11 protein-coding genes are annotated in these 13,548 nt (G+C 70.1%); 6 read left to right on the forward strand and 5 right to left on the reverse strand.

The window, feature by feature from the left end; all coding sequences use genetic code 11:
- The first annotated feature begins 280 nt into the window (after window positions 1-280).
- Entirely contained in the window at window positions 281-697 is a 417-nt protein-coding gene (locus OG798_RS18915; RefSeq protein WP_097226073.1) for a transglycosylase SLT domain-containing protein, read from the forward strand.
- A gap of 123 nt (window positions 698-820) precedes the next feature.
- On the opposite strand, the gene OG798_RS18920 is transcribed toward OG798_RS18915, so the two are convergent.
- Window positions 821-2,557 carry a PE-PGRS family protein gene (locus tag OG798_RS18920; protein ID WP_328757355.1) on the reverse strand — a complete coding sequence of 579 codons (1,737 nt, stop codon included), beginning with the start codon at window positions 2,555-2,557 and terminating at the stop codon, window positions 821-823.
- A gap of 275 nt (window positions 2,558-2,832) precedes the next feature.
- On the opposite strand from OG798_RS18920, the gene OG798_RS18925 reads away from it, so the two are divergent.
- Window positions 2,833-3,555, forward strand: a complete 723-nt coding sequence (locus tag OG798_RS18925; protein ID WP_267061625.1) for a YoaK family protein — start codon at window positions 2,833-2,835, stop codon at window positions 3,553-3,555.
- A gap of 74 nt (window positions 3,556-3,629) precedes the next feature.
- On the opposite strand, the gene OG798_RS18930 is transcribed toward OG798_RS18925, so the two are convergent.
- Together OG798_RS18930 and OG798_RS18935 are read right to left on the reverse strand one after the other, a co-directional pair.
- Window positions 3,630-4,910: an esterase/lipase family protein gene (locus OG798_RS18930; protein ID WP_095854937.1), complete on the reverse strand. Its 1,281-nt coding sequence runs from the start codon at window positions 4,908-4,910 to the stop codon at window positions 3,630-3,632.
- 132 nt (window positions 4,911-5,042) lie between these two features.
- The gene (locus tag OG798_RS18935; RefSeq protein WP_267061627.1) at window positions 5,043-5,504 is read right to left on the reverse strand and encodes an ATP-binding protein; all 462 of its coding nucleotides are present in this window, start codon (window positions 5,502-5,504) and stop codon (window positions 5,043-5,045) included.
- A 93-nt stretch (window positions 5,505-5,597) separates the two neighbouring features.
- Between OG798_RS18935 and OG798_RS18940 the strand changes: the two genes are divergently transcribed.
- Both OG798_RS18940 and OG798_RS18945 read left to right on the forward strand, forming a co-directional pair.
- Entirely contained in the window at window positions 5,598-6,446 is an 849-nt protein-coding gene (locus OG798_RS18940) for a helix-turn-helix domain-containing protein (RefSeq protein WP_328757356.1), read from the forward strand.
- Window positions 6,406-6,609, forward strand: coding sequence for a DUF397 domain-containing protein (locus OG798_RS18945; RefSeq protein ID WP_328757357.1), 204 nt, complete (start codon window positions 6,406-6,408; stop codon window positions 6,607-6,609). The genes OG798_RS18940 and OG798_RS18945 overlap by 41 nt, the downstream gene beginning before the upstream one ends.
- Here OG798_RS18945 and OG798_RS18950 read toward each other — a convergent pair.
- Window positions 6,593-7,762 (reverse strand): steroid 3-ketoacyl-CoA thiolase, encoded by a 1,170-nt coding sequence (locus OG798_RS18950; protein ID WP_075026617.1) that lies wholly within the window; start codon window positions 7,760-7,762, stop codon window positions 6,593-6,595. The genes OG798_RS18945 and OG798_RS18950 overlap by 17 nt on opposite strands.
- 292 nt (window positions 7,763-8,054) lie before the next feature.
- Between OG798_RS18950 and OG798_RS18955 the strand changes: the two genes are divergently transcribed.
- Together OG798_RS18955 and OG798_RS18960 are read left to right on the forward strand one after the other, a co-directional pair.
- Window positions 8,055-9,290: a cytochrome P450 gene (locus OG798_RS18955; RefSeq protein ID WP_097226070.1), complete on the forward strand. Its 1,236-nt coding sequence runs from the start codon at window positions 8,055-8,057 to the stop codon at window positions 9,288-9,290.
- Between the two features lie 221 nt (window positions 9,291-9,511).
- Window positions 9,512-11,140: a hypothetical protein gene (locus OG798_RS18960; RefSeq protein WP_328757358.1), complete on the forward strand. Its 1,629-nt coding sequence runs from the start codon at window positions 9,512-9,514 to the stop codon at window positions 11,138-11,140.
- Here the strand turns inward: OG798_RS18960 and OG798_RS18965 are convergent.
- Complete coding sequence (locus OG798_RS18965) at window positions 11,094-13,178, reverse strand: bifunctional glycosyltransferase 87/phosphatase PAP2 family protein (protein ID WP_267061629.1); 2,085 nt, start codon at window positions 13,176-13,178, stop codon at window positions 11,094-11,096. The two genes, OG798_RS18960 and OG798_RS18965, sit on opposite strands and share 47 nt — an antisense overlap.
- Window positions 13,179-13,548: the final 370 nt, after the last annotated feature.

Genomic DNA, 13,548 nt, shown 5'->3' on the forward strand with positions numbered 1-13,548 from the left:
ACGAAGCGGGCTAGTAGCCCCGAAGGCCTGGCATGCACGCGTCGTCAACCCCTCTGACCTGGGGATTGAGACCCAGGTCACACAAGGGACGTTTCCCCTGGATGCGACCACCACTAGTAAAAGGGGTCATTGCGGACACCCCCCTGAGCCTGTTTCTCTGAAGCAGTCGCCAGGCGCCACGAACCCCTCCCGGGTCGCGGCGCCGATGTACGCCTCCACCACACGTCGTGTGGGACAGGGCGCACCGCGACCGCCCTGTTCCCGAAGAGAGGTTCTCCGCGTGTCCGTCTCCTTCATCCGCAACATCGCCGCTTCCCCGAAGAAGGTCCTCACCACCGCCGCCGTGGCCGCCGCCGCCACCGGCATGGTTCTCGCCGCGGCGCCCGCTCAGGCCGCCACCGGCCAGGCCTCCTCCGCCCAGGCGATCGCGCACAAGATGATCCCGGACGCCGCGCAGTTCAGTGCCTTCAGCAAGATCGTCGAGCACGAGAGCGGCTGGAACCCCAGCGCCACGAACTCCGCCTCCGGCGCCTACGGCCTGGTCCAGGCCCTGCCCGGTTCGAAGATGTCGGCCGCCGGTTCCGACTGGAAGACGAACCCGGCCACCCAGATCAAGTGGGGGCTGGACTACATGAACTCCCGCTACGGCAGCCCGGCCGCCGCCTGGAACTTCTGGCAGGCCCACAACTGGTACTGAGTGGCCCACCGGTGACCCCCGGCGCCACACGGCACCCGTATACGCGAAGGCGGCGGCCCCCCGATCCCCGGGGCCGCCGCCTTCGCCATGCCACCGAACGTCGAACGAATCGGCCTACTCGGCCTACTCAGCCTGCTCGGTCTGCTCGGTCTGCTCGTAGAAGTGCTGCCGCCGGCCGACGAGCCGCTCGTACATCTTCCGCTGCTCGGCGACGTCGTCCTTGTTCTTCTCCAGCTCGTCGAGCCACTCCCGCTTGATCTGGTCCAGGAACGCGCGCCAGTCCCCGCTTCCCTGTGCCTTCCCCAGCTCCCGCAGCTCCACAAGGCGCTCGTTGTGCTTCAGCCCGCCGGTGCCGACCTTGTCCCCCTTGTGACCGTGCAGGACCGACTCGGGGTTGGCCGTGGCCTCGGTGGACCGGGCGTTGTGCACATAGCCGACTGGGCTCTCGGCATGGGGTTTGATCGTCTCGATGCCGACCAGCAGGGAGCCGTCCTTGGCGGCGGTGGGCGGGGTGAGAATCAGCAGCATGTGGCCGTACGAGCCGTTCGGCAGGACCACGTCGCCGTTCCAGTCCCGCGAGCCGAACCCGCCGCCGGAGATGTCCATGCCCATGAGCTGCGGACGCTCGGGCCCGACATGGGGCACGGCCGGCGTCAGAAAGTTCGCGACGGACGCGCCGATACCGCCCTTCTCCTGGAACTTGCCCGGCTCGCCCCCCTTCTTGTTCTTCTCGATGGCGGTGCGGTGCGTGGCGAAATCGCGCTTGTCGACGAACCCCGCGCGTCGGCCCCCGTCCGTGACGCCCAGGAAGTCCGTCAACGACTGGGGCGACTCGCCCCCGCGCAGGGCGGGGATGCGGATGTTGACCCGGCCGCCGTGGGCGAGCGCCCGTACGACGTCACCCTCGCGGTAGTCGACATGCGCGGCCACGCCCGCCCCCGGGTCGTAGGTCTTCAGTCCGTGCTGGAGCAGGAGCAGGACGGAGGTGAAGACGTCACGGGCCTTCGCGTCCTTCGCCGCGTGCTTCACCGTCCCGGCCTTGTCCGCGTCGGGGTGGAGGCGTTCGGACGGGAGTCCGGCCGGGTGCAGGGTGTCGACGGCGGTCTGCCGTATCTGCTCGTCCCGCTCGGCCAGCAGGGGCTGCTTCTCCACGTCCGAGACCCCGGGAGCCTTGGTGGTCATGAAACGGCCGAGGGTGTAGTCCGGGGCGATCGGGGTGGGCGCGCCCGCCGGACGCGTGCCCGGCGCGTGTTGCTGGAAGGCCAGGGTCGCGGCGAGGATGCGCTTGCCCGGAAGGTTCCGCAGCCAGTCCTTGTGGTCGCCCTTGATGTAGTCCTCGGACTCCTTGAAGGTGCCGATTCCCACCTTCGCGAGCCACTGGGGGTTCACCTGGGAGAGCGTCTTGATGTCCTCCAGGTCCTGGGCGCCGAACAGCTCGCCGCTGATCACCCGCCGCTCCAGGGTGCGCTTCAGGCGCGCGGGCCCGTCCGGCATCCAGTGCTCCGGCCACCACGTGCCCGGCGCCAGGGGGTTCACCTTCATCTTCGCCACGACGACATGGCCCTCGATCGACCGGCTCAGCCGCGTGATCACGGCCGCGCCCTGGTCCTCCCGGCCGGACTCCTCGGCGGTGGGAGGCGCGCTCGTGCTCGACTCCCCCACCCGCTGCACGGACACGGACGCCGCCCGGTTGCCGGCCGTGCGCTGGATCGCCGCCATCTCGGCGGGCGTCCTGGGCGTGGCGTCCGACCCGGTCCGGGCCTGGTGGGGGCCCGGGGAGGCCGGGCGTGGCAGGGGCGCGGTACGTACTGGTGATCCCGCCCGTGAGCGCCCGCCCTCGCCGTACTGCCGCCTGTCCATACGCCCCTCCACCCACCTCTTCATCCACCGGGCTCCCGCCGTACGCCTGAGCGCCCGCTTCCGTTGTCCCCAGAGGTATAAGGAGCCATGGTGACTCCGGGGCACACCCGGACGGAAGGACACCAGGGGCACCGCGGAGGACCTCACGGGCACGGCTGCCCCCGGGGGCGCGGCGCACCGGACGGACACGCAGGGCGCCCCGGTGTCCGGGGAGTCCCCTCGCGTACGTGGTGGACTTGAGCACCACCGTGCCCGCCACCTCCCCCGGAGCCCGCATGAGCGAACAGAGCGCAGAGGGCGGCGCAGAGGGCGCCGGGAACACCGGGCCACGGCCCGCCGACCCGGAGGCGCGCGGAGTGCGTCTGGTGGTGGTGCTGCTGTCGCTGACCGTGGTCAGCGGGCTGATCGACGCGGTGAGCTATCTCGGACTCGGGCACGTCTTCACGGCGAACATGACCGGCAACGTGGTGGTGCTCGGCTTCGCCGCGGCCGGCGCCCCCGGCTTCTCGATCCCGCACACCTCGACCTCGCTGGCCTGCTTCCTGGTGGGCGCCGCGGTCGGGGGCCGGATCGCGGGGCGGTTCGGCGGCGGTTCACGCAGGACCTGGGCCCAGGTCACGCTCACCGCGGAGGCGGTGTTCGTGGGCGCGTCCGCGGTGGTCGCCTTCGTCGCGCCGGGCGCCACCGGTACCACCTACGCCCTGATCGCCCTCACGGCCTTCGCCATGGGCCTGCGCAACGCGACGGTCCGCAAACTCCGTGTACCGGACCTCACGACCACCGTCCTGACGATGACCCTGACCGGCCTCGCCTCCGAGTCCGCGATCGGCGACGGCTCGGTCCGCCGCTCCCCTCGCCGCGCGGCGGCCGTCATCGCCATGATGGCGGGCGCCACGCTCGGCGCATGGCTGGTGATCAACCACGGCCTGGGCATCCCCCTGCTGCTCGCGGCAGTCCTGGCAGGAGTATTGGCGGTCGCTACTTCGGGGCGGGAGTGACGCGAAACCGGCCGCGGCAGCACCAGCGTGCTGCCGCGGCCGGGCGGCTGTGACGGTTACTGATCCGGGCGGGGCTACCGCTGGTCGAGTTCGGCGAGGAGCCAGGTGCACAGCTCTTCGGTGATCTTGGTGTGCTCCTCGTTCCGGGAGGCGCACAGGAAGGCGTCGAGTTCGCTCTCGCTGGGCGGGAGGTCATTGATGTTGGTGTGCAGCAGGGCGGTGGTGTCCACGTCGCGGACGGCCACCGCGCTGACCGAGGGCACGAAACAGATCTCGGGGACCGGGGCCACGGCACTGCCGGGGACCAGCTTGTTGAGCGTGGCGGCGGCGATGCCGAAGGTCGCCAGGGTGCCGCCGGGAGCGCCGTCGATCTCCGGGAACCCGTCGGTGGTGATCGTCTCGTTCTTCCCGAAGGTCGCCTTCAGTTGGGCGACCACGGCGTCGTCACCCTCGGACTGGGTGTAGATCGTGGTGCCGGGGAACAGCACCCCGGTGGCGCGGAACGCCTCCGCGCCGGGCGCGATCCCCGTGCCCCGGCCGTTCCCGGTGCCGTTGGCGACACCGATCTTCCGCGGCCGCCTCGGCCAGTTGCCGACGCGCTCCAAGGCGGCGAGGAAGTCGGAGCGGGCCTTGTCCTGCCCGGGAGTGCCGTCCACCGTCTCGATGTGCCGCCACATCAGCTCGCGCGAGGCCGGGCTGTTGATCTGGTCCGACAGTGCGCTGTTGGCCGGGTTGCCGCGCTTGATGTAGTGCGCGAACGCCTGCAGACCGATGGGCACCCACGCGCCGCGGTGGGGGCTGTCGTAGGAGAAGTACATCCCGGTCTGGTGGTCCATCTTCTGGGTCTCCATCCGCGCCAGGGCATAGCGCGTGACCAGACCACCCATGCTGAACCCGCCGACCACCAGCGGTTCGTTGCCCGTGCGCTCGTCGATCAGCCTCGTGATCGCCTCGATCACGTACCCGGCGTTGTCGAGGATCGACGCGGAGCGCTCCCCGTAGCCGAAGATGACCGCGTCCCGGCCGCGCTCGCGCAACTGGCTGATCAGCGGGTACTCGCCCCGCTCGAAGCCGTGGTAGAGCTCGTCCAGACTGCTCGGCCCCATGTTGAAGCCGTCCGACATCAGCACCGGCCGCTGCACACCGCTGTGGCCCTTGCCGTAGTACACCCAGGCGGTGCCGTCGTAGACCGGCACGTAGCCTTCCTGGCCCTCCTCGTCGGCGTTCAGGTGCCGTCCGAAGTGCCACGTCTCGTCCGGCGCCGGGGCCGGTGGCGGCTTCGGCTGGTCCAGCGGGGCCATCAGCCCGATCGAACCGACGTACTGCTGCTCGCGGGCCGCCTTCTCATTGCTCACTGCGGTCGATCCCCTTCCTTCGGGCCGCACGAAGACCCCGGGGACCTTCGTCCCCGGGGTCGTGCGACTTGGATGTGAGGCTCATCATCAGGGGACAAAAACGGATGTTCGGGTTCCCTCGCACGATCATCATCACCATGAGTGATTCCCAGCCCCACGGGTTTGGGCCGGCGGCCGAGCCGGTCGACACTCGAACCAGACCGTCTTGCCGCCCTCGGGCCCGGGCCCCACACCCCACTTGTCGACCACCGCGTCGAGCAGCACGAGCCCGCGCCCACCCTCCGCCTCCGGCGACGACTCGGTGGGCACGCGAGGTGGTTGCGGGGAGCCGTCCGCGACCTCCACCCGCACACCTGCCGTCTGCCGCAGCACCAGCAACGCGCAGCGCCGGTCCGGGACATGGCGTACGACGTTGGCGACCAGCTCGGTCACGGCCAGCTCCACGGAGTCGGCCAGCTCGGCCAAGTCCCACTCCTCCAGCAGCGACCTGACGATCCGCCGGATGTGCCGGGCCGAGTGGGCGCCGACGGTGATCCGCATCGCGTACTGGGCGGGGCGAGGGCCCAGGAGGGTGGGGGGAATGTGTTCGTTCACGCTACGAGACTGACCTCGCGCGACTACGCTCGGCTACAGAACGAATACAACGGGTCCCGGAGTGGACCGAGTTGCGCGCGAGAGGGGCCGTACGTGACCCATATCAACATCCTCGACCCGGGCGCGTCCCCACTCGATTACTACGGGTTCGAGTTGCGACGCCATCGTGAATCCGCGGGCCTGACACAGCGGCAGCTCGGCGACATCGTCAACTACACCGGTTCGCTGGTCGGCCAGATCGAGACGGCGAGGAAGCTGCCGACGCCGGAGTTCAGCGAGCGGGTGGACGCGGCGCTGGGGACGGATGGGCTGCTGTCCCGGCTGACCATGATGGTGATGCGAACTCAACTCCCGGCCTGGTTCCAGCGGGTGGCGGAACTGGAGGCCCGGGCCACGGAAATCAGCACCTATCAGATGAACATGGTCCATGGTCTCCTCCAGACCGAGGCGTACGTCCGTGCCGTGCTCGGCGCACTGGACGACACGGACCTCGACGATCGGACCGCCGTGCGACTGGCCCGTCAGCGCATCTTCAACAAGGAGGAGCCGCCGGTCTTCTGGATGGTCCTGAGCCAGGCCGCCCTGTACCAGGAGATCGGCGGACCGGAGGTCATGCGGGAGCAACTCGCGCACTTGTTGTCGTTCGAGGGTGACGCCCGGATCAACATCCAGATCCTGCCGTTCTCGGCCGGAGCGCACGCGGGACTGACAGGCTCGTTCACCCTCTACCGCTTCGAGAAGGACCCGGACATCGTCTACACCGAGGGCTACGGCAGCGGGCATCCGAGCGCCAACCGGGCCACCGTCAAGAACTGCTCGCTCCGTTACGATCATCTGCAAGCCGCCGCGCTCTCCCTCAGGGACTCGGCGGACCTGATCCGGTGCGTAATGGAGGAACGCTATGGAGAGCAACGCGATTCCGACGGGGATCCGGTGGCGTAAGTCCAGCTACAGCAGCGACCAGGGCGGCGAGTGCATAGAGATCGCCGAAACCCTGGACGCCACCGTCGCCGTACGAGACTCAAAGATCCCCACCGGCCCGATCCTCACGATCGCCCCCGCCGCCTTCGCCACCTTCGTCTCGTGGACTACAACCGCTGGATGATCGTCCCGGTGGCCAGTCCACCGCCCGCGCACATCGTGATCAGCGCGAACTCCTTGTCCCGTCGCTCCAGTTCGTGCAGGGCGGTAGTGATCAGCCGGGCACCCGTCGCCCCGACGGGATGCCCGAGCGCGATCGCACCGCCGTTCACGTTGACCTTCTCCAGGTCCTGTTCGAAGACCTGCGCCCAGCTCAGCACCACTGAAGCGAACGCCTCGTTGATCTCCACGAGGTCGATGTCCTTCAAAGACATCCCCGCCTTGCCCAGCACCGCGCGCGTCGCGTCGATCGGGCCGTCCAGATGGAAGTGCGGGTCCGAACCCACCAGCGCCTGGGCCACGATCCGCGCCCTCGGGCGCAGCTTCAGCGCCCGAGCCATCCGCTTGGACGCCCAGAGGATCGCCGCCGCACCGTCCGAGATCTGCGAGGAGTTGCCCGCCGTGTGGACGGCGGTCGGCATCACCGGCTTGAGGCCGGCCAGCGCCTCCATGGACGTGTCGCGGAGTCCCTCGTCGCGGTCGACGAGGCGCCACATGCCCTGTCCGGCCCGCTGCTCGTCCTCGGTGGTGGGCACCTGGACGGCGAAGGTCTCGCGCTTGAAGCGTTCCTCCGCCCAGGCGTTCGCGGCGCGCTCCTGGGAGACGAGCCCGAGCGAGTCGACGTTCTCGCGCGTCAGGCCACGATTACGGGCGATGCGCTCGGCGGCCTCGAACTGATTGGGCAGGTCCACGTTCCACTCGTCCGGGAACGGCTTCCCGGGGCCGTGCTTGGAGCCGGAGCCCAGCGGCACCCTCGACATCGCCTCGACGCCGCACGAGATGCCGACGTCGATGACGCCCGCCGCGACCATGTTGGCCACCATGTGGGAGGCCTGCTGCGAGGAGCCGCACTGGCAGTCGACGGTCGTCGCCGCCGTCTCGTACGGCAGGCCCATGGCGAGCCAGGCCGTGCGCGCGGGGTTCATGGACTGCTCACCGGCGTGCGTCACCGTGCCGCCGACGATCTGCTCGACGCAGTCGGCGTGGATGCCGGTGCGGCCGAGGAGTTCACGGTAGGTCTCGCCCAGGAGATAGGCGGGGTGGAGGTTGGCGAGGGCGCCACCTCGCTTGCCGATGGGGGTGCGTACGGCTTCGACGATCACGGGTTCCGCGGCCATGGGGGCTCGTCCTCTCCTCAGGCCTGTCCGGCGGCCAGGCCCTGCTGACCCGCGCAGCGCGGGGCGTCCCGGCCCACCCACCGCGCAGAACTAGAACGCGTACCAGTTCTGTGTGCAGTCTGCGGATCGGAGCCCCCGCGCCGCAAGGGTCGTGCAGCGCTCGAAGTCGCGATCTGCACGAACTCCCCACGGAATTCGGGGCGCCGTACCTCTTGCGACTTGTAGAACCCGTTACTACCTTCACGGCAATTCCGGATTCCTGATGGACCGTCAGAATGGTGGGTGGTCGCCGATGCCCTGTCCCGCGCTGCCCGACGGGTTCGACTTCACCGACCCCGATGTGCTGCACCACCGCGTGCCCCTGCCGGAGTTCGCCGAACTGCGCCGGGCCGAACCCGTCCGCTGGATCCCCCAGCCGGCCGGTCTGGCCGGCTTCCAGGACGAGGGCTACTGGGCGGTGACCCGGCACGCGGACGTCAAGTACGTCTCCACGCACCCGGAGATCTACTCCTCCTCCCTCAACACCGCGATCATCCGCTTCCACGAGCACATGCAGCGCGACGCGATCGACGCCCAGCGGCTGATCCTGCTCAACATGGACCCGCCCGAGCACACCCGCGTCCGCCAGATCGTGCAACGCGGTTTCACGCCAAGGGCCATCCGGGCGCTGGAGGAACGGCTCCGCTCCCGCGCCCTCGCGATCGTCGAGGGCGCCCGCGCCCACTCGGGACCCTTCGACTTCGTCACCGAGGTCGCCTGCGAACTGCCCCTCCAGGCGATAGCCGAGCTGATCGGCGTCCCCCAGGACGACCGCATCAAGATCTTCGAGTGGTCCAACAAGATGATCGCGTACGACGACCCGGAGTACGCCATCACCGAGGAGGTCGGCGCCGAGTCGGCCGCCGAGCTGATCTCGTACGCCATGAACATGGCCGCCGACCGCAAGCAGTGCCCGGCCAAGGACATCGTCAGCACCCTGGTGGCGGCCGAGGACGAGGGCAACCTCGGTTCCGACGAGTTCGGCTTCTTCGTGCTGATGCTGTCGGTCGCCGGCAACGAGACCACCCGTAACGCCATCACCCACGGCATGCACGCCTTCCTCAGCCACCCCGAGCAGTGGGAGCTGTACAAGAGCACCCGCCCGGCGACCACGGCCGAGGAGATCGTGCGGTGGGCGACCCCGGTGGTCTCCTTCCAGCGCACCGCCACCCAGGACACCGAACTCGGCGGCAAACAGATCAAGAAGGGCGACCGCGTCGGCATCTTCTATGCCTCCGCCAACCACGACCCCGAGGTCTTCGAGAACCCGGACACCTTCGACATCACCCGCGACCCCAACCCCCACCTGGGCTTCGGCGGCGGTGGCCCCCACTATTGCCTCGGCAAGTCCCTGGCCGTCCTCGAGATCGACCTCATCTTCAACGCGATCGCCGACGCGATGCCGAACCTGACCCTGGTCGGCGACCCACGCCGACTGCGCTCCGCCTGGATCAACGGCGTCAAGGAACTCCAGGTCGACGCCGGCTGACCGCACCGCACGCTCGGGCCGACGGACTCCCGGTGTCCGTCGGCCCGTCCCGCGGGAGGCAGGGGCATCCCCCCTACGCCCCGCCCCTGCCTCCCCCGAGATGAACCTCCGATCATCCGAACTTCCGATGAACGTCTCCGTTCCGTTTCACGTCTTCACCGGTGGCTCAGCCCTCCCCCCACTCCGAAGACAACCGACACTTCGAACGGAACCGGTGCACTGTGGTCTCTGCCGAGCTGACTCCCGTCCGGCCCGACCACCCGGCCGTACGCCGAAGACGCCCGCTTCACGCGTTCTGGCGCCGCCACCGTCTCCCCCTCCTCGTCACCCTCCCCGTGCTGCCGCTGTACGCGGTGTGGTGGGCCTTCCTCGCGACCGGCGGTGGTGATCTCGCGGCCCAGGTGGCGTGGGCGGAGTTCGTGGCGCGGCACGGCGGATCGGCGTACAACCTCTTCTGGTACGGCGGGATGCACACCGCCAACTACAGCCTGATCTCGCCGTATCTGATGGCCGGGCTGGGCGTGCGCCCGGTGACGGTGGTCTCCGGGCTCGCCGCCACCTGGCTGGCCGCCGTGCTGATCGCCCGCACGGGGATACCGCGGCCGGTGGGCCCCGCGCTGCTGGCCTCGCTCGCGCTGTGGTGCAACGTCGCCTCGGGGCGCACCACGTTCGCGCTGGGCGTCGCCCTCGGTCTCGCCGCCTGTGTGCTGCTGACGGGCGAGCGGCGGACGCTGTCGGCGGCGGCGTACGCGGCACTGGCGACCATGGCGAGCCCGGTGGCCGGACTGTTCCTGGTGGTGGTGGGCGCCGGACATCTCGCCGTACGGGACCGGGTGCGGGCCGGGGCGCTGCTGGTGCCGCCGGTGGTCGTCGTCGGGGCGACCACGCTGCTGTTCCCCTTCACCGGACAGCAGTTGATGTCCTTGGACCGGATCTGGCCGCCCGTGCTGTTCGGGCTGACCGTTGCCACGCTGGCCCCGCGCGGCTGGCGGGTGGCCCGCTGGTGCGGGGTCGTGTACGCGGTCGGGACCGTGCTGACGTATCTGATCGCCTCCCCGGTGGGGACGAACGTGGAGCGGTTCGCGGAGCTGTTCGCGCCCGCCGCGCTCCTTGCCGCGCTGCTCAGCGCGCCCAGGGGGCTGCACCTGGTGCGGCGCGTCGCGCTGGTGGTGACGCTCGTGCTCTCCGTCGCCTGGGTCGGGCACAAGACCGTGGCCGACCTGGTGGTGTCCACGACCGTGCCCGCCTGGGCCGCCGACACGCACGGCGTCGTACAGACACTGGAGCGGCTCGGCGCCGGCCGCGGCCGTGTCGAGGTGGTCCCGGCCCGCAACCACCGCGAGGCCTCCACGCTCGCCCCGCATGTGAACCTGGCGCGCGGCTGGAACCGTCAGCTGGACATGGAGCGGGGGCGGCTCTTCTACGACGGCACGTTCTCGGAGACGACCTACCGGGCCTGGCTGGACCGCTGGGCGGTGGGATTCGTCGTGCTGCCCGCGGCGAAGCCGGACGGGTACGCCGAGGCGGAGGCGCAGCTGGTGAGGAATCGGCCCGCGTGGCTGGAGCCGGTGTGGAGCGACGCCAACTGGCAGGTGCTGCGGGTGCGCGACGCCGTGCCGCTGGTGTCGGCGCCCGGTTCCGTGCTGCGCACGACGAGCGCCGAGGTGGACGTACGGGTGCCGGTGGCCGGCCCGGTGACCGTGCGGGTCGCGTACTCGCCGTGGCTGCGCGCGCCGGGCGGCTGCCTGACGCGGGACGGCGAGTTCACGCGGCTGACGGTGACCGAGCCGGGTGAGTACCGGATCAGCTCGGGGTACGGCCCGTCGCCGGGACCGGATCCTTCCTGCTGACCTCCACGGGCTTCATCAGGGGCCTCGGCCGAGGCCCCTGGAGGAGGTGGGTCAGGCCGAAGCCCGCGCCGACGACGGCCGCGCCGCCCACCGCGTCCAGCACCCAGTGGTTGCCGGTCGCCACGATCGCGGAGACCGTGAGCAACGGGTGCAGCAGGCCGAGCGCCTTCATCCACCACTTGGGCGCCAGGACCGCGATGACGACTCCGCACCACAGGGACCAGCCGAAGTGCAGCGAGGGCATCGCGGCGTACTGGTTGGTCAGCGCGGTCAGCGTGCCGTAGTCCGGCTTGGAGAAGTCCTGCACGCCGTGCACGGTGTCCATGACGCCGAGGCCCGGCATCAGGCGCGGCGGGGCGAGCGGGAAGAGCCAGAAGCCGAGGAGCGCCATCAGGGTGGCGAAGCCGAGCGCCGAGCGCGCCCAGCGGTAGTCGCCGGGGCGGCGGACGTAGAGCACGGCGAGGACGGTGAGCGGGACGACGAAGTGGAACGACTCGTAATAGAAGGCGAAGAAGTCCCGCAGCCACCCGACCTTGAACACGGCGTGGTTGACCCAGTGCTCGATGTCGATGTGCAGGAACCGCTCGATGGAGAGGATCTGGTCGCCGTGGTGTTCGGCGGTGGTCCGGCCGCCCGCGTTGGTGCCGCCCGTCGCGGCGAGCCTGACCTGTTGGTAGGCGGAGTAGCCGACGCGGATCAGGAGCAGTTCGAGCAGCAGGTTCGGGCGGGTGAACACGCGGCCCAGGAAGGGGAGCAGCGGCACCCGCTTCCTGGGGGTACCTCCCAGGCCTTTGGGGCTCTGGGGGAGCGTGGGCACGGACTGGGCGTAGTCGGTGGGGATCGGCGCCCGGTAGTACTCCGAGGTGCGGGAGAGGAACGGCACGATCGTGGCGGCGGCGAGCGCGGCGAGCAGCACCACGTTGTCGCGCAGCGGGAAGAGCGCCGCCTTGTTCGGCAGCATCATCTTCGCGGGCAGCGTCATGACGAGGATGACGGCGACGGGCCACATGGGGCGGTCCGAGGTCTTCTTGCCGACCCTGCCGACCAGCGCGAGCAGCACCCACAGCAGCTGGTGCTGCCAGGACGTGGGCGAGACGACGACGGCGACACAGCCGGTGATCGCCACGGCCAGCAGCAGCTGCCCGTCCCGTGCGTAGCGGATGGCGCGGCGCAAGCCGAGGGCGGCGACCGCGGCGCCCAGCAGCAGGAACAGGGTGATCTCCAGCGGGCCGTTGAGGCCGAGCCGCAGCAGCGCGCCGTGCAGCGACTGGTTGGAGAGGTCGTCGGCGTCCCCGCCGAGGCCGACGCCCGCCAGGTGGTGCACCCAGTAGGTGGTGGAGTCGTGCGGCATCACGGCCCAGGCGAGCGCGCCGAGGCCGGCGAAGGTGATCGCGGTGGACTCGACGGCGCGGCGGCGCCCGGTGAACCAGAGCAGCGGCGCGAAGACCAGCAGGGTGGGCTGCAGGGCGGCGGCGACACCGATCAGCAGGCCGCTGGCACGCTCGCCCCGGACGGCGAAGCAGCCGAGCAGGACGAGCAGGACCGGGATGATGCTGGTCTGGCCGAGGTAGAGGGCGTTGCGCACCGGCAGCGACAGCATCAGCAGGCTGATCGCGACGGGCGCGGCGAGCAGGGCGGTGCGCCGGCTCACCGGCTGGGGCAGGGCGCGTGCGACGACCAGGCCGAGGACGACGACCAGCGAGAGACTGCCGAAGGTCCAGCCCCAGCCGAGCGTCTGTTCGGCGGCGCGGGTGAGGGGTTTGAGGACGAATCCTCCGAAGGGGGTGCCGGTGAACTGCGTCGAGTCGTACAGCGATCCCTTCACATGCAGGACGCCGTTGGGTCCGACCCAGGTCTCCAGGTCCGTCAGCCGTTCCCCTTTCGGGGTGCTCAGCACGACGGTGACCTGCCGTATCGCGAGGACCGCGGCGATCAACCACAGCCCGATCCGGATCGCGCGCAGTCTCGCTCTCGCCGATTCCGCCGCCCCCGCCCCGAAGGCATTGCCCGCTGTCCCGCCGTGCTCAACGTTCGCCACGCCCCGCCGACCCTCCCGCCCCGTCCGCCCTGTCCGTCCCGTTCGCCCCGCGTGCCCCGTGCGTCCGGACCCGGCCCGGACCTTACGAGGCTCGCACGCCCCGATTGAGAGACGCAGGCAACCCCCTCTTCACCTGACGGCCTCCCGCCTTTCGTCCGGATGACGATAGTGCGCGCATGGTTCCGGTTCCCCGCTTCGTTCGCGACTTAGCTCACAAAGGAGCCCCGGAAAAGCGGCGCGCGATCAGGCCTGCACCCCTGCGTACGGCGCATTTACTTGCACTATGCATCGAGTTGCCTACGGCACGTGATGCGGACGAGTGCCCCTATGGTCGCTTTTCGGCCTACTTCCGGGTGAGCCGCGTCCCCGT

This window comes from Streptomyces sp. NBC_00271 (assembly GCF_036178845.1).
Classification (GTDB): Bacteria; Actinomycetota; Actinomycetes; order Streptomycetales; family Streptomycetaceae; genus Streptomyces.